Annotated in this window: 20 protein-coding genes and 1 CRISPR repeat array; of the genes, 9 read left to right on the top strand and 11 right to left on the bottom strand. The window is 42.7% G+C overall.

The window, feature by feature from the left end; all coding sequences use genetic code 11:
* Positions 1-29 precede the first annotated feature (29 nt).
* The gene (locus DDU33_RS05825) at positions 30-1,682 is read right to left on the bottom strand and encodes a putative transporter (protein WP_005818867.1); all 1,653 of its coding nucleotides are present in this window, start codon (positions 1,680-1,682) and stop codon (positions 30-32) included.
* Between the two features lie 134 nt (positions 1,683-1,816).
* Positions 1,817-2,731, bottom strand: a complete 915-nt coding sequence (locus DDU33_RS05820; RefSeq protein WP_005818868.1) for a LysO family transporter — start codon at positions 2,729-2,731, stop codon at positions 1,817-1,819.
* A 112-nt stretch (positions 2,732-2,843) separates the two neighbouring features.
* Here DDU33_RS05820 and dinB point away from each other — a divergent pair, with 112 nt between their 5' ends.
* The 3 genes from dinB (at position 2,844) to DDU33_RS05805 (ending at position 5,432) form a co-directional block, all read left to right on the top strand.
* The gene (gene dinB / locus DDU33_RS05815) at positions 2,844-3,917 is read left to right on the top strand and encodes a DNA polymerase IV (RefSeq protein ID WP_005818869.1); all 1,074 of its coding nucleotides are present in this window, start codon (positions 2,844-2,846) and stop codon (positions 3,915-3,917) included.
* Positions 3,918-3,999: 82 nt separating this feature from the next.
* Positions 4,000-4,866, top strand: coding sequence for a protease HtpX (gene htpX, locus DDU33_RS05810; protein ID WP_005818870.1), 867 nt, complete (start codon positions 4,000-4,002; stop codon positions 4,864-4,866).
* 173 nt (positions 4,867-5,039) lie between these two features.
* Positions 5,040-5,432, top strand: a complete 393-nt coding sequence (locus DDU33_RS05805; protein ID WP_005818871.1) for a YgiW/YdeI family stress tolerance OB fold protein — start codon at positions 5,040-5,042, stop codon at positions 5,430-5,432.
* A gap of 59 nt (positions 5,433-5,491) precedes the next feature.
* Here the strand turns inward: DDU33_RS05805 and DDU33_RS05800 are convergent, their stop codons facing one another.
* Positions 5,492-5,989 (bottom strand): YqaA family protein, encoded by a 498-nt coding sequence (locus tag DDU33_RS05800; protein ID WP_039896265.1) that lies wholly within the window; start codon positions 5,987-5,989, stop codon positions 5,492-5,494.
* Between the two features lie 202 nt (positions 5,990-6,191).
* Between DDU33_RS05800 and focA the strand changes: the two genes are divergently transcribed.
* The 6 genes from focA (at position 6,192) to DDU33_RS05770 (ending at position 14,646) form a co-directional block, all read left to right on the top strand.
* Positions 6,192-7,016, top strand: coding sequence for a formate transporter FocA (gene focA, locus DDU33_RS05795; protein WP_108923693.1), 825 nt, complete (start codon positions 6,192-6,194; stop codon positions 7,014-7,016).
* Positions 7,017-7,111: 95 nt separating this feature from the next.
* Positions 7,112-9,436, top strand: coding sequence for a formate C-acetyltransferase (gene pflB, locus DDU33_RS05790; RefSeq protein ID WP_108923691.1), 2,325 nt, complete (start codon positions 7,112-7,114; stop codon positions 9,434-9,436).
* A 138-nt stretch (positions 9,437-9,574) separates the two neighbouring features.
* A complete protein-coding gene (locus DDU33_RS05785; RefSeq protein ID WP_108923689.1) occupies positions 9,575-10,387 on the top strand; it encodes a 5'-nucleotidase, lipoprotein e(P4) family in 813 nt (270 codons plus the stop codon).
* Between the two features lie 114 nt (positions 10,388-10,501).
* The gene (gene pflA, locus DDU33_RS05780) at positions 10,502-11,242 is read left to right on the top strand and encodes a pyruvate formate lyase 1-activating protein (protein ID WP_005821478.1); all 741 of its coding nucleotides are present in this window, start codon (positions 10,502-10,504) and stop codon (positions 11,240-11,242) included.
* Positions 11,243-11,330: 88 nt separating this feature from the next.
* The gene (gene prlC / locus DDU33_RS05775; protein WP_108923687.1) at positions 11,331-13,361 is read left to right on the top strand and encodes an oligopeptidase A; all 2,031 of its coding nucleotides are present in this window, start codon (positions 11,331-11,333) and stop codon (positions 13,359-13,361) included.
* 127 nt (positions 13,362-13,488) lie between these two features.
* Positions 13,489-14,646 carry a chorismate mutase gene (locus DDU33_RS05770; RefSeq protein WP_108923685.1) on the top strand — a complete coding sequence of 386 codons (1,158 nt, stop codon included), beginning with the start codon at positions 13,489-13,491 and terminating at the stop codon, positions 14,644-14,646.
* Between the two features lie 143 nt (positions 14,647-14,789).
* Positions 14,790-17,216: a CRISPR direct-repeat array (repeat unit 32 nt; unit sequence GTTTCAACTCGCGCTCCCGCGAAGGGAGCGAC).
* A 176-nt stretch (positions 17,217-17,392) separates the two neighbouring features.
* On the opposite strand, the gene cas2 is transcribed toward DDU33_RS05770, so the two are convergent.
* The 8 genes from cas2 to DDU33_RS05730 form a co-directional block, all read right to left on the bottom strand.
* Positions 17,393-17,686 (bottom strand): CRISPR-associated endonuclease Cas2, encoded by a 294-nt coding sequence (cas2, locus tag DDU33_RS05765; RefSeq protein WP_005821472.1) that lies wholly within the window; start codon positions 17,684-17,686, stop codon positions 17,393-17,395.
* 79 nt (positions 17,687-17,765) lie between these two features.
* A complete protein-coding gene (cas1c, locus tag DDU33_RS05760) occupies positions 17,766-18,779 on the bottom strand; it encodes a type I-C CRISPR-associated endonuclease Cas1c (RefSeq protein WP_108925261.1) in 1,014 nt (337 codons plus the stop codon).
* Positions 18,780-18,932: 153 nt separating this feature from the next.
* Positions 18,933-20,141 (bottom strand): HNH endonuclease, encoded by a 1,209-nt coding sequence (locus DDU33_RS05755; protein ID WP_157951829.1) that lies wholly within the window; start codon positions 20,139-20,141, stop codon positions 18,933-18,935.
* A gap of 28 nt (positions 20,142-20,169) precedes the next feature.
* Positions 20,170-20,835 carry a CRISPR-associated protein Cas4 gene (gene cas4, locus DDU33_RS05750; protein WP_108923680.1) on the bottom strand — a complete coding sequence of 222 codons (666 nt, stop codon included), beginning with the start codon at positions 20,833-20,835 and terminating at the stop codon, positions 20,170-20,172.
* Complete coding sequence (gene cas7c / locus DDU33_RS05745) at positions 20,835-21,698, bottom strand: type I-C CRISPR-associated protein Cas7/Csd2 (protein WP_108923678.1); 864 nt, start codon at positions 21,696-21,698, stop codon at positions 20,835-20,837. The genes cas4 and cas7c overlap by 1 nt, the downstream gene beginning before the upstream one ends.
* A gap of 2 nt (positions 21,699-21,700) precedes the next feature.
* Positions 21,701-23,488, bottom strand: a complete 1,788-nt coding sequence (cas8c, locus tag DDU33_RS05740; protein ID WP_108923676.1) for a type I-C CRISPR-associated protein Cas8c/Csd1 — start codon at positions 23,486-23,488, stop codon at positions 21,701-21,703.
* Complete coding sequence (cas5c, locus tag DDU33_RS05735) at positions 23,485-24,162, bottom strand: type I-C CRISPR-associated protein Cas5c (RefSeq protein ID WP_108925258.1); 678 nt, start codon at positions 24,160-24,162, stop codon at positions 23,485-23,487. Before cas5c ends, cas8c begins: the two co-directional genes overlap by 4 nt.
* Positions 24,163-24,299: 137 nt before the next feature.
* Complete coding sequence (locus DDU33_RS05730; protein ID WP_208620289.1) at positions 24,300-25,205, bottom strand: ATP-binding protein; 906 nt, start codon at positions 25,203-25,205, stop codon at positions 24,300-24,302.
* Positions 25,206-25,543: the final 338 nt, after the last annotated feature.

Here is a 25,543-nt window from a genome sequence, read left to right as displayed (position 1 = left end):
ACAAATCTAACCGCTTATAACTCAAGTACTTAGCCCACTGTCCAAAGCAAAATCGCTAAAATTTGCGGCAATATGATCCGACAAAACATCACTAAAGGATAGACTGTCGCATAGGAAAGCGCCGCCGCTCCGCTGTCTTCTTTGAGGGTGTTGGCAAAAGCTAGTGCAGGAGGGTCGGTCATTGAACCGGCTAATAACCCACATAGCGTTAAATAATTCAGTTTCCCGTAAATACGAGCAATGACGGCTGTAATCATTAATGGCACAAATGTAATGATTGCCCCATAGCCAATCCACTCAAGCCCTTCATTACTTAATAATGTACTAAAGAAATGATCTCCAGCTTTCCAACCTACAACAGACAAGAACAGGACAATGCCAATTTCGCGTAAAGCAAGGTTTGCACTTGGTGGCATAAACCAATAGAGTTTACCAAAGCTGCCTATTCTCGCCAAAATTAAAGCGACAACTAAAGGCCCACCGGCTAAGCCTAGCTTTAAGGCAACCGGGAAGCCGGGTAAATAAATCGGTACAGAACCAAGGAGAACACCTAATCCTATGCCGATAAAAATAGGGAGCATTTGGACTTGTTGTAGTTTTTGTTTGGCATTCCCAATGATTGACATCACAGCTTCGATATCTTCTTGTCGCCCGACTAAATTGAGCACATCACCAAATTGTAAGACCATTTCGCCGTTTGGCACGAGTTCGACACCCGCTCGGTTTAGGCGAGAAATAACAACATCATACTTGCCTTTTAACATTAATTGGCGAATTTGCTTACCAAAGACTTTTTCATTCGTGACAACTGCCCTCTCTGTTCGATACATAGTACCTTTGGTTGAAAGGGAAATATGTGCCTCTTCGCCTAAAATCAGTTGCATTTTATGTAATGTTGCAGGCTCTCCCACAAGATGTAGCACATCGCCAATTTGAATCATCGTATCCACTTTAGGGACAAATAATGTTTCTTCCCTTTTTATACGGGAGTAAACAACATCATGTAGCTCAAAATCGGGTAATTCTTTTAAAAGCAATCCATTTAAATTAGGATTGGTAACACGTACATTTAATGTACTGAGCCCCTCTTTTTTGCTGTGTGTTTCGCTTTCAAAACGTGTTGCTTCTTTATCTACATTGATTTTAAACAAGATACGGACTAACCACATCGAGAGTAAAATCCCCACGATACCAAACGGGTAAGCAATGGCATACCCCATGCCCATAACGGCAGTATCAGCGCCGAGCTCCGCTAAAAGTTGCTGCCCTGCACCGAGAGAGGGAGTATTGGTGACCGCTCCGGAGAAAATGCCCAAAATAACGGGCAAAGGGATATCAAAAAGTTTATGTAGCAAGCCAACCAATACGCCACTTATCCCGACAATAAGCAAAGCAAAGCCATTAAGTTTTAGTCCTGATTGTCTTAACGAAGCAAAAAAACCGGGCCCAACTTGAATGCCTATGGTATAAACAAACAAAATGAGCCCGAATTCTTGAATAAAATGTAGGGTATGAGCGTCTAGTTTAATGCCATATTCGCCCATAATATGAGAAACAAAAATCCCTCCAAATAATACACCGCCTATGCCTAGGCTTACCCCCCTTACTTTTATATGCCCTATCCATAGACCAATAACGGCAACTAAGGATAACAGGCTTACGGTTAATGCTATTTCGCTCATGTGAAGCCTCTCTAAAAAATAAAACTGCTGAAAGTTTAGCAAAGCTTCACACGAAAAAATGCGATCTAGTTCAAAAATTGCGAAGATAGATGGATGAGATTTTTTTATTTATCATTTTTTAAACGGAATGGATTTTAAACAGAACCCAATCCTATAAAGATGGCAAGCAATAGTGGCGCAACTAAATTCACAATAAAGCCAAAGCTAATGGCTAACGGCACAACTTGAATACCACCTGATTTTTGAATAATCGGCAATGTACAATCTAGCGAGGTTGCACCGCCTAATCCCACTGCGGTCGAGGGGAATAAACGCATAAAAAATGGGATCATGAATAAGCATAAAATCTCGCGAGAAAGATCGTTGAAAAATGCAATACTGCCATAAATCGCTCCCCAAGCATCATTGACTAAAACGCTCGAAAGCGAATACCACCCAAACGCAGAGGCAAAAGTAAGTCCTTTTGCTAAAGGAAGAGCCAATACCCAAGCCGCAATCGCCCCCCCAATTAGGCTACTGATAATAAAAATTATCGAGGTATAAATCCCTCTTTTATTTAAAAAAACTTCTCTTAAAGGAATACCACTATTACGAAGCTGAATACCCACCCCGAAAATCATAATTACCAAAACATAGGTACTGGCATGCAAAGGAAATTCGACAATGCCTTTTGTTAAAAAGCCCAAAATTCCGCCTGCCATCGTTGTACCAACCAATTTTAGTGAATCTAATAGCTGTGAGAAACGTGAAGGAAGCTCATCTTGAGCCACAACGTCTCGTTTCATGGGTTGCCATTTATCATAGACAACCAAAGCCAAAATATTACAACTGTGAATTATCAGGCTTAATGTGAGTGCCGTTGTACCAATTTGTGGTAGTTTTGTCACAATATCATCAAGTTGCCCGAGTGAAATCCCGATAACTAATAAAATCAAGTAAAGGCAAATACTAACCACTTTATTTACGATGGATAATATCCCGTGATGGGTCACTTTAAAAAGGTATCCAATAAAAAGTGGAATTAAAACAATAGCAAGACCGTATAACATGAAAATAAATACCATAAAAAGAAATGCATTTAATTGGAAATTTTAACAGTATCAAGGTAAAATAAAACTGTTTTTATATCCATACAACAAGCGGTCGAAATAAGGTAACATTTTGCAAACAAAGACACGAAAAATTATCCATATTGACATGGATTGTTTCTATGCTGCCGTAGAAATGCGCGAAAATCCCACTCTCCAAGGCAAGCCGATTGCTGTTGGCGGGAGTGCAGATAAGCGAGGCGTATTAACGACTTGCAACTACGAAGCTCGAAAATTTGGTTTACATAGTGCAATGGCGACTGCTCAAGCGTTTAAACGTTGCCCGAATTTGATTTTATTGCCGGTAAATATGCCACTTTATAAATCGGTTTCAGAACAAATCCATCAAATTTTTCAACGCTACACCCATTTAATTGAACCGCTTTCCCTAGATGAAGCCTATTTAGATGTGACGGATTGCGAGAAATATGCTGGTTCTGCCACTTGGATTGCACAAGCCATTCGCCAAGACATTTGGCAAGAGTTAAAACTCACCGCTTCTGCTGGCATAGCACCACTCAAATTTTTAGCGAAAATAGCCTCTGATCAAAATAAACCAAATGGGCAATTTGTGATCACACCCGAGGAAGTCAATGGTTTTATTCAAACGTTACCGTTAAAAAAGATCCCCGGGGTTGGAAAAGTTACACATGAGAAGTTAATACAGATGGGCTTCCATCAATGCCAAGATGTTCAAAAAGCGAATAAGGCATTGATTTATCAAGAGTTTGGCAAATTTGGGCAACGATTATGGGATTTCTGCCATGGTATCGATCCGAGAGAAGTTGAGGTAAATCGTCCCCGCAAATCACTTGCAGTCGAAAATACATTATTAGAAGATATTGACCAACTTGAAGTGGCTGAACATTTCCTTGATGATCTTTTTCATAAATTGGTTTTTCGTATTCAACGCAACTGGGGCGATACGCCATTACACGATTTTAAAAAACTTGCGATTAAACTTAAATTTGATGACTTTACCCAAACCACCATAGAAAGAACGACTGAAGGATTAACATTGCAGAACTTTCTTCTTCTACTCCATCAGGTTTGGAAACGCCGTGAAGGACGAAAAATTCGGCTTATTGGTTTAAGTGTTCATTTTCCAGACAAAAAAGTTGCAAATCAGTTAAATTTATGGGAATAATTATGGTCTAATCCCTTGAATGTAGGGTTATATTCCCCATTTATTATGAAGTTCATTACCTTTTTATTGGAGATTAAAACTAATGGCAAAACGTGTCATTCTCTTTTTATTAACTAACCTTGCAATTACCTTTGTTCTGGGTATTGTATTAAACATTATTTTTAAAGTAACCGGCATCCAAGGCGGTAGCACCGCTGGCATTTTAGTGATGTCAATGCTATTTGGTTTTGCGGGTTCTTTAATTTCACTTTTTATGTCAAAGTCAATGGCATTACGCTCTGTGGGGGCTGAAGTCATTACTCAGCCTCGTTCTGGTGCAGAACAATGGTTATTTGACACCGTAAAACGCCAATCACAGCAAGCCAATATTCCTATGCCGGATATTGCCATTTATCACTCCGCGGATGTTAATGCCTTCGCAACAGGCGCAACCAAAAGCAACTCACTTGTTGCCGTGAGTACCGGTTTATTAGATAACATGACGCACGATGAAGCTGAAGCCGTTGTTGCTCACGAAATTGCCCACATTGCAAATGGCGATATGGTGACAATGACATTACTTCAAGGAGTTCTAAATACTTTCGTGATCTTCCTATCACGTATGATTTCAACGGCAGTTGCCAGCACAAAAGATGAAAATGGTAACAGCAGCACAAATACTCTTGTGTTCTGGGTTGTGGATCTTCTATTACAAATGGTCTTTGGTGTGCTTGCAACGATGATTGCGATGTGGTTCTCACGCTATCGTGAATTCCGTGCTGATGCAGGTTCTGCACAGTTAGTCGGAAAAGAAAAAATGATTGCGGCATTACAGCGTTTACAAAGCGTACATGAGCCACAAGCAATGGAGGGTTCACTTGCTGCATTTATGATTAATGCACCGGCAAAAGAACTCTTCATGAGCCACCCGCCACTCGAAAAACGTATTGAAGCATTACGTAATTTATAAAATGCTTAAATGATAACAAGCGGTCAAATTTTTTTGACCGCTTACTTTTTTCAAAAAAATCAAAAAATTTTTATTTCTTAAGTTTTTTTTAAGATTTGTTTGGTTTAATACCTCTCAACAAAGGGAGACCTTTGGAATACATAAACTTTAATTTTAATTCGGAGAATTTATTTATGAAAAAAGCACTTATCTTAACAACCTTACTTGCTGTATCAACGGTAACAGTGGCAAAAGATGGCGAACGTCATCACGGTGGATTTAATGACGGTACGCAACGTTCTCAAACCCAAGGCTTCTTTGATGAAAGTGCCGCAGTAAAAACCGTTGCAGATGCACTAAAAGCAAGCGATGATACTCCTGCAATTATTGAAGGTAATATCATTAAGCAAATTGATAAAGATGAGTTTATTTTTAAAGACAGCACAGGCGAAATCCAAATTGATGTCAGCAAACGTGCTTGGAATGGTCAAACCATCAGCCCGGCAGATACCATCCAAATTCGAGGCAAAGTCGATACTGAGTGGAATAAAACTGAAATTGATGTAAAACAAATTATTAAAAAATAATCACTAAAATGACAAGCGGTCTTGTTTTGTAAATGCACTACAAAATATGACCGCTTATTTTATTCTACAACATATTTTACAAAAGGATACACCGAAAAAAGCAGTAAAAGATAACGTAAAAACTTACCTACTATCAGATAAAACAGGGTTTGTTTTACAGGAAATTTAAGCCAACCTGCTATACCGCATAATAAGTCGCCAACAAGTGGTAACCAACTCAATAGCAGTATTACCGCCCCATATTTTTCACTCTTTGCTAAAGCCCACTTTGCATAACGATTTTTAGGATCAATCGGTTTAGGAACGAGCTTTCCCATGAGATATGTCACAAAACTCCCTAATGCATTACTGAATGTTGCCACTAAGATGAGCATAACGAGAGACGGAGACCATAACGCTTTATCAAGGAGGATTTGCTGTCCAGCTAGGGTACTAAAGATCACTTCTGAATTACCAGGTAATAAAGTCGAACTTAAGAAGCCACTCACAAACATCGTGACTAATTGATTTTCTGCTGAAAAAAACAAACTAAAAAAAGATAAGAGATAGTCTGTAATCATATATGCGTTATTTTGTTAAAAAATAGTTAATAAAAAATTTAAATTATGTTTCATTTTACATTGAGTTTGAGGTACATCAAAAAAAGGTGCTTGAACCCCACTAATTTGATCACTTTTTATTTTGAAGATGAGCCTAACAGGTCTATAATTCTCAACAAATCTTATCATTTTTCAAATTTTTTTATTTCAAGGATAGCAAATGTTTTCTCCTGCTGAAATGGCAAAAATCGCAGAAGATGGCGCGGTTTACAAAGCAACCAAAAATCAATTTTACTCTTTCATCTCCGCAATCACAGCAGGTGCATTTATTGCACTCGCTTTCGTTTATTACACAACTACCCAAACAGGGGCGTCCGATGTTGCATGGGGTGTGTCTAAATTCCTTGGTGGCACAGTATTCTCTGTGGGGGTTATTATGTGTGTTGTGTTTGGGGCAGAGCTTTTTACCTCTTCAACACTGACACTTGTTGCTAAAGCCAGCCACAGAATCACGTGGGCTCAAATGTTTAAAAACTGGGTTGTTGTTTATCTTGGTAACTTCATCGGTGGTCTTCTCATTGTTGCACTAATTTGGTTTGCAGGACAAACCATGGCTGCAAACGGACAATGGGGCTTAACGATTCTAAAAACGGCACAACATAAAATTCACCACACTTGGGGAGAAGCATTTACATTAGGTATTCTATGTAACATCATGGTGTGTATTGCAGTTTGGATGGCATATGCAGGTAAAAGCTTAACCGATAAAGCTTTTATTATGATTCTTCCAATTGGTTTATTTGTTGCTTCAGGCTTTGAACACTGTGTAGCCAATATGTTTATGATTCCAATGGGGATTCTTATTGCCCAATCGGCTTCTCCTGAATTCTGGCAAGCCATTGGGGTAGATGCTGCACAATATGCAGATTTAGATACTTATCATTTTGTCGTGAAAAATTTAATTCCGGTCACACTAGGTAACATTGTTGGTGGTGCCTTCTGTATCGGTATGGTGCAATGGTTCTTACATATCCGTAAGCACTAATTCTGATTTCAAATTCAAGCGGTCATTTTTTTGTAAAATTTTGCTAAAAACACACCGCTTATCAACTTAATTTACTAACAAATAGAGGACTTAAAATGACTCAACTAACTGAAGCTCAACAAAAAGCGTGGGCAGGGTTTACCGGTGGCGACTGGCAAACTGAAGTAAACGTACGTGATTTTATCCAAAAAAACTATACACCGTATGAAGGTGACGAATCATTCTTAGCGGGCGCAACAGAAGCGACAACTAAGTTATGGAATGAAGTAATGGAAAAAATTAAGGTTGAGAACAAAACTCACGAACCTTATGACATTGATTGTGAAACTCCATCAACCATTACTTCTCATAAACCGGGTTATATTGATCAAGCATTAGAAAAAATCGTTGGTCTTCAAACGGATGCACCTTTAAAACGTGCCATTATGCCGTTTGGTGGTATCAATATGGTTAAAGGTTCGTGCAAAGTTTACCGCCGCGAATTAAATCCAGAAGTAGAGAAAATCTTTACAGAATACCGTAAAACTCACAACCAAGGTGTATTCGATGTTTATACGCCGGACATTTTACGTTGCCGTAAATCGGGCGTAATTACAGGTCTTCCTGATGCTTACGGTCGTGGTCGTATCATTGGTGACTATCGCCGTTTAGCGGTTTATGGTGCAGATTTCTTAATGAAAGATAAACAACGTCAATTTGCATCATTACAAGCGAAATTAGAATCAGGCGAAGATATCCAAGCAACCATTCAATTACGTGAAGAAATTGCGGAGCAACACCGTGCTTTAGGCAAAATGAAAGAAATGGCAGCTTCTTACGGCTTCGACATTTCAAACCCAGCAACAAATGCACAAGAAGCGGTTCAATGGGTTTACTTCGCATATCTTGCAGCGGTTAAATCACAAAACGGTGCGGCAATGTCATTCGGTCGCGTATCTTCATTCTTAGATATTTATATCGAGCGTGATTTAAAAGCGGGCAAAATTACTGAAGAAGAAGCACAAGAATTAATTGACCACTTAGTAATGAAATTACGTATGGTTCGTTTCTTACGTACACCTGAATACGATCAATTATTCTCTGGCGACCCAATGTGGGCAACTGAAACTTTAGCAGGTATGGGCTTAGACGGTCGTACATTAGTAACGAAAACCAGCTTCCGTATCTTAAATACCCTTTACACAATGGGTCCATCTCCAGAACCAAACTTAACAATTCTTTGGTCAGAGAGCTTACCGGAAGGCTTCAAACATTATGCGGCTAAAGTATCTATCGATACATCATCAGTTCAATATGAAAACGATGACTTAATGCGCCCAGACTTCGAAAACGATGACTACGCAATTGCATGTTGTGTATCGCCAATGGTGGTAGGTAAACAAATGCAGTTCTTTGGTGCACGTGCGAACTTAGCGAAAACATTATTATACGCAATCAATGGTGGTGTGGATGAGAAATCAGGTGACCAAGTAGGTCCTAAGACTGATGCAATCACAAGCGAATACTTAGATTATGACGATGTAATGACTCGCTTAGACAGCTTCATGGATTGGTTGGCAACACAATATGTAACCGCATTAAATATCATCCACTTTATGCACGATAAATATGCATATGAAGCAGCGTTAATGGCATTCCACGACCGTGATGTATTCCGTACAATGGCATGTGGTATTGCTGGTCTTTCTGTGGCAGCGGACTCATTATCTGCTATTAAATATGCAAAAGTTAAACCAATTCGTACTGATATTGAAATCAAAAACAAAGCAGGCGAAGTGGTTGGCGTAGCGAAAAATGTCGCAACAGACTTCGAAATCGAAGGCGAATATCCACAATTCGGTAACAATGACAACCGTGTAGATGATATCGCTGTTGATTTAGTTGAACGTTTCATGAAGAAAATTCAGAAACTCAAAACATACCGCAACGCAACACCAACACAATCTGTACTTACTATTACTTCTAACGTGGTTTATGGTAAGAAAACAGGTAACACCCCAGACGGTCGTCGTGCTGGTGCGCCATTTGGACCAGGTGCTAACCCAATGCACGGTCGTGACCAAAAAGGTGCGGTAGCTTCATTAACATCTGTGGCTAAACTTCCATTTGCATATGCGAAAGACGGTATTTCTTATACCTTCTCTATCGTACCAAATGCATTAGGTAAAGATTACGAAGCTCAAAAACGTAACCTTGCGGGCTTAATGGACGGTTACTTCCACCACGAAGCAACGGTTGAAGGTGGTCAGCACTTAAATGTAAACGTATTGAACCGTGAAACGTTATTAGACGCGGTTGAGCATCCTGAAAAATATCCACAATTAACCATTCGTGTTTCAGGTTATGCGGTACGTTTCAACTCTTTAACGAAAGAGCAACAACAAGACGTTATTACTCGTACATTTACTGAATGTATGTAGGAAAATTAAGTGCAGTAAGTCAATATTCGAATAAAATATCTACTTACAATACAATATGATATAATATATTCAAAGGGAGCAATGATTGTTCCCTTTGCTTTACCTATCATTTATTAAAAACTACTAAAGGAAAACAGTATGAAAAATATAAAAATGACGTTAACAGCACTATTAATAAGTTCTTCAATTGTTTTAAGCGCTTGCAGCAATAAAATTGAGGGTGATGTCCAATTACAAGAGCAAGCCGTATTAGGGTTAAACTGGGTTCAACAATCTGGCGAATATCAAGCTTTGGCTTACCAAGCTTTTAATACAGCGAAATTGATGTTTGATCAGGCAAAAGCACCAAAAGGTAAGAAAAAAGCCGTTGTTGTTGATTTAGATGAAACAATGTTAGATAACAGTGCCTATGCAGGCTGGCAAGTACGTAACGGCAAAGCCTTTGACGGAAAAGATTGGACTCGTTGGGTAGATGCTCGTCAAACCACAGCCATTGCTGGTGCAGTTGAATTTAACAACTACGTCAATAGCCATGGTGGCAAAATGTTCTATGTATCTAACCGTAAAGATAGTACAGAAAAAGCTGGTACTTTAGATGATATGAAAGAACTTGGCTTTACCGGTGTGAGTGAAGAAACGCTTTATTTGAAAAAAGATAAATCAAACAAATCCATTCGTTTTGCAGAAATCGAAAAACAAGGCTATGAAATAGTATTATACATTGGCGATAACTTAAATGACTTTGGTGATGCAACCTATAAAAAATCTAATGCAGAACGCCGTGCCTTTGTTGATCAAAATAGCCAAGAATTCGGTAAAAAATTCATTGTGTTACCAAACCCAAATTATGGTGATTGGGAAGGCGGTTTAGCCAAAGATTACTATAAAGGCGATGCACAAAGCCGTGTAAAAATTCGTCATGACGCAGTCAAAGCGTGGGATGGAAAATAAACAGTTTCCCTCCAAAATTTATTATATAATAACAATGCCCCTATTCTTCGTTGTAGGGGCAATTTATATATAAAACAATTAGAGCTTCATTATCTATTTTAATAGGAAAGTACCATGTCAGTTTTAGCCCGTTATCACTCTTATGAATCTTGTGGAACCGTAGATGGTCCCGGTATTCGTTTTATTCTCTTTTTGCAAGGCTGTTTAATGCGTTGTAAATACTGTCATAACAGAGATACGTGGGATTTAGACGGTGGGAAAGAGATCAGTGTCGAAGATCTCATGAAAGAAGTTGTAACCTATAAACATTTTATGAAAGCAACAGGGGGCGGTGTAACGGCTTCTGGTGGCGAAGCGGTACTACAAATGGAATTTGTCCGTGATTGGTTCCGTGCTTGTAAAGCAGAAGGCATTGATACCTGCTTAGACACTAACGGCTTTGTGCGCCATTACAGCCCATTAGTTGATGAAATGTTAGAGGTTACAGATTTAGTTTTACTTGATCTCAAACAGTTAAATGATGAAATTCATCAAGATTTAATCGGTGTTTCTAACAAACGTACGCTGGATTTTGCCCGTTATTTACAAAAGCTCAATAAACGCACGTGGATTCGCTATGTGGTTGTGCCGGGTTATACCGATGATGACGATTCAGCACACCGCTTAGGTCAATTCATTCAAGGTATGGAAAATATTGAAAAAGTAGAATTACTCCCATACCATCGTTTAGGTGCGCATAAATGGGAAACCTTGGGCTATAAATATGAACTCGAAGGCGTATTACCACCACCAAAAGAAAAATTAGAACATTTAAAAGACATTATTGAAAGCTACGGGCATACCGTTAAATTCTAATTTTTTGCAAGCGGTCAAATTTTCAGAAACTTTTACTTACGAGGGATGCTGTTTCAGCATCCCTATCATTTAATAAGAAGGAATATATATGTCAAATCCACTTCTAAATTACACAGGATTACCTGCCTTTTCCCAAATTAAGGCGGAACATATTCAACCTGCCGTAGAAGCAGTGATCAAAGAGTGTCGTGAAACCATCGAAAAAGTGGCTCAAATCGAAAATCCGACTTGGGATAATTTCTATTTACCACAAGCTATTGCCGGCGATAAATTTTCTCGAGCATGGTCACCGGTAAGCCATTTAAATGGTGTAAAAAATTCGCCTGAATTGCGTGAAGCTTATCAAGCTTGTTTACCTCTTCTTTCTGAATACAGCACTTGGGCTGGGCAACATCAAGGTTTATATCAAGGCTATTTAAAGCTCAAAAATTCGACTGAATTTGCGACTTATTCTAAAGCACAACAAAAAACCATTGAAAATAGCTTACGTGATTTTGAGTTATCTGGGATTTCTCTCCCAGCCGATAAACAAAAACGCTATGGCGAAGTGTCTGCTCGCTTATCTGAATTAGGCGCAGAATTTAGCAATAACGTGTTAGATGCAACAATGGGTTGGGACATCATCATTACCGATGAAACGCAATTAAAAGGCTTGCCGGAATCTGCCTTAGAAGCGGCGAAATTGTCTGCTCAAAGCAAAGGAAAAGAGGGATACCGTTTTACCCTTGAATTCCCAAGCTATTTTCCGGTCTTAACCTATTGCGAAAACCGTGAATTACGCGCAATGGTCTATAAAGAATATGCAACCCGCGCTTCCGATCAAGGTTCAAATGCCGGCAAATGGGATAACTCCGCTAATATTGACGAAAAACTGAAATTACGCTTAGAAATGGCACAACTGCTCGGTTTTGCCACTTATGCGGATTTATCGCTCGCAACCAAAATGGCGGAAAACCCACAACAAGTGGTCGAATTTTTAGAAAATCTTGCAAACCGTTCGAAAGAGCAAGGCAAAAAAGAAATTTGCGAGCTAAAACAATTCGTGAAGGAAAATTATGGTGTAGAAACACTAGAGCCTTGGGATATTGCTTTTTACAGCGAAAAACAAAAACAAGCGCTTTATTCTATTAACGATGAGGAACTTCGCCCGTATTTCCCTGAAGATCGTGTTCTTTCTGGCTTATTTGAATTGATGAAACGTATTTTCGGCTTACGTATCGAAGAAAAATTTGGCATTGATACTTGGCATGAAGATGTCCGTTTCTTCCAAATTTACGATGAAAATAACGAAGAACGAGGCTCATTCTATTTAGATTTATACGCACGAGAAAATAAACGTGGCGGTGCTTGGATGGATGATTGCATTAACCAAAAACGTCTTGCCGATGGTTCATTGCAAAAACCGGTAGCCTATTTAACCTGTAACTTTAATAAACCGATTGGCGATAAACCTGCGTTATTTACTCACGATGAAGTAACAACCTTATTCCACGAATTTGGACACGGCATTCATCATATGCTTACCCAAATTGATGTCGGCGATGTCGCCGGGATCAACGGTGTGCCTTGGGATGCCGTAGAGCTACCAAGCCAATTCCTTGAAAACTGGTGCTGGGAAGAAGAGGCGTTACAATTTATTTCTGGGCATTACGAAACGGGCGAACCATTACCAAAAGAAAAATTGACACAATTACTCAAAGCGAAAAACTTCCAAGCAGCAATGTTTGTGCTTCGTCAATTAGAGTTCGGCTTGTTCGATTTCCGTTTACATTTAGCCCAACCACGAGAAGGGTTAGTCTTAGATACGCTAAAAGCCGTTAAAGCTGATGTTGCCGTTGTTAAAACACCGGATTGGGTACGCACACCGCATAGCTTTAGCCATATTTTTGCGGGTGGCTATGCTGCTGGTTATTACAGCTATTTATGGGCTGAAGTTCTCTCTGCAGATGCATTCTCAAAATTTGAGGAAGAAGGGATCTTCAATCGTCAAACCGGACAATCCTTCCTCGATAACATTCTAACCCGAGGCGGGTCAGAAGAACCGATGGTGTTATTTGAACGCTTCCGTGGGCGTAAACCAACCTTAGATGCGTTATTACGCCATAAAGGTATTGCGTAACGTTGATCAAGCGGTCTGTTTCCATTGATTTTTTGCAAAAAAGGATCAGAAACCGACCGCTTATCTTTTTTTTATAGCTGAAATCGCTATAATCTTGCCATTACCCTATTTTAATGAGAATCGCACAATGTCTTTAGATTTATCTGATATTCGAACCCAAATTACCAACCTTGATCGCCATATTTTGAAATTGCTTTCTGAACGCCACCGCCTTGCATTTGATGTGGTGCGTAGCAAAGAAATTACTCAAAAACCGTTAAGAGATGTCGTGCGTGAAAAAGCATTACTGCAAGAGTTAGTTAATTTTGCCGAAGCGGAAAATTATCAACTTGACCCACAATATGTAACACAAATTTTCCAGCGTATTATTGAAGACTCCGTTTTAACTCAACAGCATTATTTGCAAAATAAGTTAAACGAGCAAAAAGAAGATCGTGTTTCGATTGCATTTCTTGGTATGCGAGGCTCATATTCTAATATGGCTTCTCGTCAATTTGCGAAAAAATATCAAGGGGCATTAGTTGAATTAAGCTGCGCTTCGTTTAAAGAGGTATTTGATAAAGTTAGCAATGGAGAAGCCGATTTTGGCGTATTACCGCTTGAAAATACAACTTCAGGTTCGATCAATGAGGTGTATGATTTACTTCAACACACCGATTTAGCGCTTGTGGGAGAGCTTGCCTATCCGATCAAACATTGCATTCTTGCCAATGGCAACATTGATGTGAGCGATATTGATACCATTTATACCCACCCACAACCGGCACAGCAATGCAGTGAATTTATCCAAAGCCTTGATCGTGTTCATATTAAATATTGTGAGAGCAGCTCGCACGCAATGCAAATGGTGGCACGTTTAAATAAACCGAATATTGTCGCTTTAGGCAATGAAGATGGCGGAAAATTATACGGTTTAACCAATATCAAAACCGACATTGCAAACCAAACCAACAATATCACGCGCTTTATTGTTGTTGCTAAACAAGCGATCAACGTTTCTCCGCAAGTACAAACGAAAACACTTCTTTTAATGACCACCACTCAACAAGCCGGTGCGCTGGTTGATGCTTTAGTTGTCTTTAAAAATCACGATATTCGTATGATAAAATTAGAATCTCGCCCAATTTACGGCAAACCTTGGGAAGAGATGTTCTACGTGGAACTCGAAGCCAATATGCACAACGAGAACACTCAAAAAGCATTAGCGGAACTTAAAGAGGTAACCAGTTTCTTAAAAGTTTTAGGCTGCTATCCGAGTGAAATTATTGAGCCTGTAAAAATCTAAGGTTTACAACAGATTACACATATTAACATAAATGGAGTAGTTAATATCTCATTCATTCTTCTCTTAAATAATTAGACTGGCTTTTAAGCTTAAACTAATGCTCTCGAGAAATGTTGTCGTAACAAAACTTGACAGGCTAGGGCGTTTCAACTCACGCTCCCGCGAAGGGAGCGACTTTTAGGGCTAGATATGGCGCGCAAGCTGGATATGTTTCAACTCGCACTCCCGCGAAGGGAGCGCCCCCCATTGGCTTCAGTCCATAATACTTTTACTTGGGTTTCAACTCACGCTCCCGCGAAGGGAGCGACGCTAGAGCAATGGCAGATGTTTATGATATCTCAATGTTTCAACTCGCGCTCCCGTGAAGGGAGCGACAACAACTACGGCATTAGGCTACCTAGAAGATAAGTTTCAACTCGCGCTCCCGCGAAGGGAGCGACCGCATATTTACGCATATCATCGGCATCGCCACCTTGTTTCAACTCGCGCTCCCGCGAAGGGAGCGACTAAAAAGTATTTAATTTATCATTTGCCAATTCCACGTTTCAACTCGCGCTCCCGCGAAGGGAGCGACATGTGCTGAATGCGTATGAGGCGGCATTACCAAGCCGTTTCAACTCGCGCTCCCGCGAAGGGAGCGACTACCAAAAACTATAAAATATCACTTGATAAAATCTGTTTCAACTCGCGCTCCCGCGAAGGGAGCGACTCGATAAATTTTTTTTTCCCGATTTTCCCATATATGTTTCAACTCGCGCTCCCGCGAAGGGAGCGACCCAAAAACTAGAAAATATCACTTGATAAAATCTGTTTCAACTCGCGCTCCCGCGAAGGGAGCGACTTGTTTATTTATTATACTAATAAAAAATAATACCTGTTTCAACTCGCGCTCCCGCGAAGGGAGCGACCGTCAAAAGCTGTAAATTCTTAATTGACAAAATCCGTTTCAACTCGCGCTCCCGCGAAGGGAGCGACGATTGACAAAACAAAATAACTACTTTATAATACGTTTCAACTCGCGCTCCCGCGAAGGGAGCGACTCAAGTAATAAATTCTAACCCTATTTTGTCAATCGTTTCAACTCGCGCTCCCGCGAAGGGAGCGACAACTTTTATTTAATTTATCATTTGCCAATTCTTCGTTTCAACTCGCGCTCCCGCGAAGGGAGCGACAATTTTCAGCGGTCTAAAAATTGCAAAATTTGGTTTGTTTCAACTCGCGCTCCCGCGAAGGGAGCGACCTTTTAAACCAAAAACGATCAAGACATTTGTAATGTTTCAACTCGCGCTCCCGCGAAGGGAGCGACACTAATAAAAAATAATACCTAAGGCCATATTTGAGTTTCAACTCGCGCTCCCGCGAAGGGAGCGACCTGAAAGGCTAAACAGCGATAAACGGGATCTGATGTTTCAACTCGCGCTCCCGCGAAGGGAGCGACCTTTTAAACCAAAAAAGATCAAGGCTTTTAGAATGTTTCAACTCGCGCTCCCGCGAAGGGAGCGACTCAAACGATAAATTCTAGCATTATTTTGTCAATCGTTTCAACTCGCGCTCCCGCGAAGGGAGCGACAAAAATTTTTTATTGGCAATGCTTACTATATATAGTTTCAACTCGCGCTCCCGCGAAGGGAGCGACATAGGCAAGGCGTAAGCAATCGTAAAACAAGAGGGTTTCAACTCGCGCTCCCGCGAAGGGAGCGACTTTTATAAAATAAAACTTGATTTTTCCATATATGGGTTTCAACTCGCGCTCCCGCGAAGGGAGCGACTACATATACCAAATCAAGTTATATTTTACAATTTCGTTTCAACTCGCGCTCCCGCGAAGGGAGCGACTTATTTGTTACAAAAGCCTTGATCTTTTTTGGTTTGTTTCAACTCGCGCTCCCGCGAAGGGAGCGACTTGATTATGTGGAATTTGTAAGATCTGGATTGACAGTTTCAACTCGCGCTCCCGCGAAGGGAGCGACTGGCATTGCCGATAAAAAAAATTTTTCAAAGAACATGTTTCAACTCGCGCTCCCGCGAAGGGAGCGACAAGTTATATTTTACAATTTCTAGCCATCAAATAATGTTTCAACTCGCGCTCCCGCGAAGGGAGCGACATAAATTTTTTTTTCCCGATTTCCCCACATATGGGTTTCAACTCGCGCTCCCGCGAAGGGAGCGACCGCTTTATATATAGTGGCATTGCGATAAAAAAATTTGTTTCAACTCGCGCTCCCGCGAAGGGAGCGACAAGGATTGGCAATCATAAATTTAAATACTTTTTATGTTTCAACTCGCGCTCCCGCGAAGGGAGCGACGTTTTTGGTTTAACAGCTAAACTACCAACCACTGTTTCAACTCGCGCTCCCGCGAAGGGAGCGACTTAAAATTTTTTGATTGACGGTTACTTTATAACGCTGTTTCAACTCGCGCTCCCGCGAAGGGAGCGACCAGTCATACCTTAATTGACAAATCCAAAAAATCGTTTCAACTCGCGCTCCCGCGAAGGGAGCGACTTTAAAAAAAAAAACTTGATTTTCTCATATTAGAGTTTCAACTCGCGCTCCCGCGAAGGGAGCGACTGCCGTTATAAAAACAGCAGTATTTTCAAGGCGGTACATAAGCTAAATCGCTAACCTACCACTTTAAAAACGCATTTATTTTAAGAAGTTTAATCAATTATTTCAATTGTTAAAGAACGCAATAGATTAGCCATTCGCTAATCTGCCGGCATTTTGATGAGAACCATGGGTTAGCGCTAGATAATCAGCACATCCTTGAACACATCAACAGCAGGTTTTGCGCCGTGATGCTCGACTTTATTACGCCACTTACTGCCTAAGTGATAAAAACGTAAACTGTCGCACTCGGGATTATAGGTCTCCAATAATTTTTGTTTCAGCTTTACCCATTGATCTGGTGTCACATCACACTCAAATACTGAATATTGCGCACGGACACCATAATCAAGGCAATGCTTTGCAATACGGCGCAACCTTGCTTGCCCGGCAGGATCGTCGAACGAAATATCGTAGGTAATCAGCATTAGCATATTCTCTCCTTAAAGACTTTACAGCTGGGTAACTTTTTCGACGAAATTGCAAATTTTCATAAAAATATGACCGCTTGTACTATCTCATCAAAAACGGCGGATATTCCGCCAAATCGCCACGTAAATGGCGAGCCAGCAACATCGCTTGAATGTAAGGCAATAATCCGATTTCCACTTCCTCCTGCAAAAACGGATGCACAATCTTTTCCTGCTTTTTCGCCTGCAAGGTTTGAAACAGCAGCTTGCGCGCCTCCGGCTTGATATTCACCGCCCCACCCGCCTCGGTTACAAAATCCTGCGGCTTAATCTGCCCGCGGTTAATCAGCGACAGCACCAGCCTGTCCGCCCACCACGCGCGGAACTCCTCCAGAATATCCTGCGCCAAACTGTCGCGCCCCGGGCGGTCGGCGTGCAGAAAACCCACCTGCGGATCCAAACCCACGCCTTGCAGCGCGCCGCTGATGTCCTTGCCCAAAATACTGTACACAAACGACAGCAACGCATTCACCCCGTCGCGCGGCGGGCGGCGGTTGCGGCCATCGAAGGCAAAACCGCTGTTTTCGCGCAGCAACTGGCGGAACACGCCGAAATAACGCGCCGCCGCATCGCCCTCAATCCCGCGGATTAATTCCAAACTTTCCGCCCGCTTCAACTGCTGCAAACTAAAATTTAGCGCCGATACCGCCGCCTGCACCTCCTGCTGCTCGCCGTGATTGCGCAGCCGCCGCTGCAACACCCGCTTGCCCGACTGAATCTTCGCCGCAATAATATGCCGCGCAATCGGCACCGGATTGTGTTCCGACAACCGGTATTGCGCCCGTCGAAGCAACACATTGCCGCTCTGCCGCCCCTGCAAGCGCCCCAAAAAACGCCCGTTTTCGGTAAAAAACGCCAGATTGACATTGTTTTCGCCGCAAAACCCCATCAAAAACGGCGACACCAGTACATTACCGAAACAGAAAATATGCCCGATGGAATGCACCGGCAATTGCGCCACCTTTTTGCGCTCCTGCTCCACCACCAACGTTTCACGCTCCTTATGCAGATAACTGCCCTGCGTGGTGATATACAGCGTATTTTGCAGCTTGCGCATGGTTAAAAAACTCCCTTGATTTTGACCAAACTTTTGTTTTGAAACGGCTTGTTGTTTAGGCTGTCTGAAAAATAACGTATTGTTTTCAGACGGCGTAAAACGAAAAACAGATAATCTACCAACTCGTGTGAGCCAAAGGGCAAACACCATCGCTTATTTTAACAAACTAATTATTTCTAATTTTTGCCTTTCCAAAATCCCTGGAAATTTTTCATCAAAAAACTTTTCCAAAAAGAAATCCTTGGTATTATATTCCAGATATTTATCACTATTTTTATTTAATACAAGGGTTATTCCTTCTGGAATTCTACAGAAATCCGAGCTAATATTTAATTTATCTTTTTCAATTTTAGATAAATCTTGTTGTTTGCATATTCTTAAAGCATATATATTATCTCCTATTCCCAGCAAACCAACAATATCATCTCCTATTTGAAAAATAGAAACAGTAATAGAACCTCTTTCTAACAAGAAAAGGTTAACTTGGCTCATCTTAAGAGGGTGTTTTAATCTATTTATATCACTTTCTGACAACACGACTCTAGATGAATATGTCCTTAATATATCAATTAATTTTAACCCAACTGGATTTTTTGTAAATTGATTACCCAAATATCCACACAATATACCTAAAAATAATTTAGATAAGAATCTAACCCAATCATTTAAATCAAATAAAACATTTGCTTTAAAGTCCTTACCATCAGGTCTTAGTCTATTTGCAATATTTAATTCTTTATCACTAAACTCCCAAATAAATTTTAACCCCCTAATATCAAACATAGATTTTATTTGTTTGCGATATGCAGCCAAGTCCTTTTCAGTTGCAACTGAGCCACAAGAAAAATTCATGCAAAGTAAAATCTCTAATTTCTTATAATCTTTAAATTTCAATATAATATCATTTAATAATTGCTTTAATTCTGCTTCGCTTAAATCTTCTTTGGTTATAAATAAAAATAACTGAGAGATTTTGCTTTTACTCAGTGGTGCATGTCCTCCTACCAAACCAAGAAAATCTGGAGTATTTTCTTTAATCCAGAATGCAACAGATTTCTCATTACTCATCATTTCCACATAGTTATTTTCAGGAATCAAATCATGAATCTCATCACCAGCATCAAATTTTAGAGATGTCAATCTCCCCCCAAATATATCATTATTAAATTCATTTAGCTCCATTGCATTTATGAAAGAACGAGCAAACCTCGCATCAACATGAGTACCCAATTTACTATTACACAACTTACACAAATTTAATCTTTTAAATTTATCATCGCTTTTCTTTCCACCAAGAAACTGTGGAATAGAATGCTCCAATGACATTTCAACGTTATCCTGTTCACATAAAAAGCATTTCATATTTTTATTCCTACCAATTAATATTAACTTACCCTTCGAACAACCCTTCCACATACCCCACCGACCTATCCTTCTCCAACAACTTCGGCTGGCAAACCTCCACCAGCGAACAGGCTTTGCAGCGTTTGCCGTACACCGGCGGCGGGGTTTGCCCGCTTGCCAAGAGGTCGCGCACTTGGGCGATAACGGCCAGCGTTTGCGCCCTAAGGCCGTCTGAAAACACCACCGGCACGCGGTGGCGGGTTTGCATATACCACAGCGCGCCCTCGGCGATGGTTTGTCCGGTCATCTCTTCCAAACACAGCGCCTGCGCGCAAAGCTGGATTTCGTCGAACGGTTCGGGCTTGGGCTTGCCGCGTTTGTATTCAACGGGCTTCAGGCTGCCTGAAACCAAATCATGTTCCACCATATCGACAATTCCGCTGATACCCAGCTGCTGCGCCGACACATGCACGCTGCGCTCGAAGCGCACACCTTTGCGTGTTTCCGGCTCGCCCGAATCCACCCGCTCGTGCAGCGAACGCCCCTGCGCGGTCAGATAGTTCTCCGCCCACGCCTGCTCGTTGTGAATCAACGCGCATTGGCGCGGGCAGAAGGCGTAGTGTTGCAGGGCAGAGAGGGAAACGGTGGGCAAACCCCGTTCCTCCGTGCCTGCAAGCGGTGGGTTTGCTGCAAAATTTTGCACATCGGGCATTACAGCAATTCTTCCACGCTCACACCGTTGAGGCCGTCTGAATCGACACGGATTTGATAATCGGCAAAACCCGATGCCGGCGTGCCGCTTTCGCCGCCCACGCGCTCGACTTTAACGGCGTCGAACAGTTTGTGCGCGGGCAGGCTGCCGAGGGCGCTGTCATGTTTGAACACGATGAGTTTGCGTGCCGCCATTTCGCCGCGGGCGGCGGAGCGGTCGTGCTCGAACATCAGTTTCAATGCCTCCCATAATTTCGCCAAATCGTCGTCAGAAAAGCCGGTTTTGGCGGCAAGGTTGGCGGAGATAAAGCCGTGTACGCGGTAAAGGGCGTAGGGGACGATGTATTTGCGCCCCATGGTGCGCTCTTTTTCGAGGTCTTTTTCGTTGGTTACGGCCATGCGGGTGATGGAGATTTCCAGCGGCACGATAGGATCGATGGATTGGGCGAACGCCAGTTGCACGGGGCCGCGCACTTGGCCGCTGTTGACTTCGGTAGTCATCACGGCGCCGAAAGTGCGGATATCGAAGAAGTTTTTGCACATCCAAGCGGTGATGTCGCGGGCTTTAGCTTCGTCTTTGGGCAGCTTTTTGGCTTCGGATTCGATGCCCAAGGCTTCATAGGCGCGTTTGTTTTGCAGGTTCAGCACGCCTTTGTCTTTCACGTAGATTTCGTAGCCCGGCTGGTTTTCGTTGGCGAGTTCGACAAAATTGCGGATTTTGCGCTTCAGGCACACGTCGGTAACCAAGCCTTTGCTGGATTCGGGATCAAGGCGCGGCATATTGCCGGCGTCGGGGTCGCCGTTGGGATTGCCGTTGGTTACGTCGAAAAAGTAAACGAACTCATAGCGGTTTTGGATGGACATTTTCATTCTCCTTCATGTGGTTGGGTAACTGCGGGATCTTTTTTGGCGAAGTAGCTTTGCTTTTGTTGGTAATAGCCGATGGCAAAGCGGCCTTGTTCGTCGATGCTCAAATGGCGCGGGAAAGTTTCAGGCAGCATGGCGATAATCTCGCCCAAATCTTTGTCGAGATTAACCGCCATGCCAGCTTTGTCTTTACGCAGGCGCGACAAATGGTGCTTGGCGCCCGACAACAGACGCGGAAAAACGGAAAACGGCACGGCGGATGCGGAGCCGTAATAGCGGTCGGCAATGCCCGCATTCAATTCGCCCAGCGCCTGATACTGGATACGCTCGAGCACAGCAAACAGCCGCCCGAGCAGATAAGCCGTATTTCGGCTTTCGGTGTTCAAACTCATGGAAACCTCCTCGTGAATAAGACCTTTTCTGAAACGCCGCTGTAACACGGCTTTAATCATGGCAACGCGCAAGCCGTTGGCATCGCCGTCGGCACGGATGCGGGCGATCAGCTGCGCCAGCAGGCTCATGGGATACAACGTGCCGCCGATTACGGCGCGCATCATCTCGCCTGCCAAAACGGGGGAAATGTTTTCGCTTTTGCCCAATACGGCCGTCTGAAGCAACAAACGCCATACCGACGGTGCGGTTTTCCACGGCCGCGGCTCCAGAGACAAATCCTGCCAATGCTGCGCCAGATTCGCCGCCAACTGCCCGAACGTGGTATCCAGCCAAAAGCGGATGGAAATCCGCGCCGCATTCGGCGCCAAGCCCAAGATATAAAAGCGGGTATCGGGAGACAGATCGGGCGCGATTTCCTGCAAAGGGCGGCCTTTGGCGATTTGCTCCAAAATATCGAATACTTTTTGGCTTTGCTGCTCGTCATCGGGCGGGGTCATGATGTCGGCAAAGAAATCTTCGGCCGCGGCGGCGGTTTCGCTGTCGGCAGCTTCCGCCCAAAACACCGTGCTGGCATCGCCGATGGTGAGGCAATGGCCGTTTTCGCGGCGCAGCAGATAGTTCAACGCGGTGGTATAGGCAAAGGCCGACACTTCCGACACCGGTGCATTCGCCCCTTGCTCTTTACCGAACGAAGCAAAGGATTCTTTATTGAACGAAATAATCGAGCCGCCCGAACTCTGTCCGCCGAACACGCCCTTAATCGCCGGATGCAGCCGCGCAATCGGCGCTTCTTCGCCGCTGACCAGACACAAGCCCTGCTCGGCCTCGTCGCTTTTCAGACGGCCTGCCCACAGCGTTTGCGCCGCTTCGCGCTTGTGAATCAAGGCAGAAGGCTTATCCAAAGCGAACACCACATTGGCGTCCGGCGTTTCAGACAGGCACGGATAATCGGCAAACTGCGCAGGCTGCCAGTGTTGCAAAAAGCGGTAGAGCGCCTGCAAACCTTCGTCTTGTTCGTGTTGCAGCAAATCCAAATGATATTGCCGGAACGCCTCGAAGGTTTTTTCAGACGGCACCACAGGTTCTGTTTTCGCCTGCGCCTTATCTTTATTGGCTTCCACACCCAAGGCATAAGCGGTTTTGTCCCATAGAAAATTCGGCTTGACGCCCGACGTGCGCTTTTCAGGGCGCGGCACACTCATCAATTTCGGCTGCGGCTTTTTATCCGCCGTTAAATTCGGCACCGCGTCTTGCAGACGGCCTTCTTTATCCAACACCAAAATCCAGCCGATTTTTTCCTCGCTAAAGCCGTAAGGCGGCACTTTCGGGTTGCCGAAATCATCGTTTTGCGTTGCCAAGCGGCGGTAATAACGCGCCAGTGAAGCCAAAATCATGCTTTCACCTCCTCGGCGTAAAACGGCGGCACTTCGATTACCCCGTTTTTCATTTCCGCGCGGAAAAATTTCGGCAGATTGCCGTGATCGAAATCAATATCGTGCAGCATCCAGCCCAAATCGCGGTTGGCTTCGTTTTCAGACAGGCATGATGCGGGAAAATCGCCGTCATCATCCACCCAAGCAAAATGCGCCGGAAACTCGCGCACGCCCATGCACGGCTGCTGGAAACATTGCCCCTTCGACGCCCGCCGCTTAAACATCTCGATATGCTTGGTAATCGTATCGCCCTCGCCCGCTTTTGCCGTCAGCACTGCATGGGCTTCAATCACATAGCCCACATCTTTCAGCACCGTCGCCGCGCGTTGCTGGCGGTCGTCATCAATCAGCGTATATAAATCCTCCACGCTCTTGCGCCGCATCGCCCCGCTGACCTTGCTCTCCGAAATCTTGCCGCCCAACTCATTGCGCCGCACCGATTCAAAACGGATCGGCTTCAATACATAAATGCGGTCAATCACCCAGCGGATCGCCGGCTTCCAATGCACCGCCGCCAACACCCCGCGCGCCGCCGACGGCGTGATGACATCGTAAGACACCCGCTCCACCTTCATTTCCGGACGGGTAAAACAGGCGTAATCGCCCCAAATGTGTAGGCGTATTTTGTTTGGCATATTTTTCTCCGTTTTTAATTGCTCTGCTGCTTTTTGATTTTCAGATGGCATACAAGCGGTCGGATTTGCTTGGAAGTTTACAAAACTGTTGGGAAATTGACCGTACTTTATAAAAAACAAATTCAGAAACAGTTTCATTAATCATCAATATCTGCTTCATTAACTTGCTGCCAATCATCTGCAATTGCTCTCCAATTAACTTCTCGTTCTGATTGCCCAGACCATACAGCCCAGAAGTCTGGGTCATCAGATTTCGGTCTATGCTGTTCCGGCAAATCTCTCATCTTTACTAGAATAGGTAATTCCGATGCCCACCCTAATAAAATTGCATGGCGAGAAGGGAGTGAAGGCAAATCACGCAATAAGCCATGAAGATTATCAGGTACTAACTTATGCACCAATTCCTGATCCCTATCATTGCTAATCCTATGCAAAAGAAAGCTGTTGCACTGCGAAAGTACCGTCGGGGAAAGTTCACTTGGGCGCTGCGAAGATAAAACCAAACCTAATCCGAATTTACGACCTTCTCTCGCAATCTTTTCAAAAACTTGGCAACAAATTGTTGCTGAGCTTTGATTTTCTACATCATCTTTATATCGTTTAATAAATGTATGAGCCTCTTCCATTACCAAAACCGTTGGTAGAGTCTTCCCCTGATTGAGTTTTCGGTAACGTTGTAAAGCCTCCAAGGTCATACGAGCAATCACCGCTGTAATCAAATGAATAACTTCGGCAGGAACCAAAGAAAGATCTATAACGGTAACAAGACCATTTTCTGCTTGGTTTCCACCAATATAATGGGTTAGCCATTCATCTAATGTAAATGCTTCTTGATGGTTTGAAACTATTTTCATGCGGCTATCTGAAAGCAATGTACGAATACGCATAAGCATGGTTTCTACATATTCAGAAACATTTAATAATTCAGCATTGGCTTCAACACTACGTAAGAATTCCTCTCCTGTAAATGGACGCGGTATATCAGCATCAATAGGTAAAATATCATTATCACTCCCGCCAAATGTGGAATGCGCTGTTTGCAATAAATTTAAAAATTCGTTAATTTCATTGCGTGTAAATTCATAAGTTGGATATTGCCCGCTACGATTGCTAACAAAATTAGCAATTTTATCCTGAATAGATTGTAGTACGCTTTTCTCTTCATCAGTAAAAGAATCTTGTTCAGCTAATCCTTCCTGCCATATTTTTATTTTTTCAAAAAAGTTTTTGGGCGCAGGAAATTTCCCCCAAGGAGATCCTGCATTACGCTCTAATTGTGTAATACTAACTAATGTACGCTGAATTTACAATCCAAGTGCAACAAAAAAAGAAGTACTCATCAACTAGAATATAATTTTGTTTCCACACAAAAACCACTTCC

The organism is Actinobacillus porcitonsillarum, from assembly GCF_003101015.1.
GTDB classification, from domain to species: Bacteria; Pseudomonadota; Gammaproteobacteria; order Enterobacterales; family Pasteurellaceae; genus Haemophilus_A; species Haemophilus_A porcitonsillarum.
This window is presented reverse-complemented; position numbering and strand designations above follow the sequence as displayed.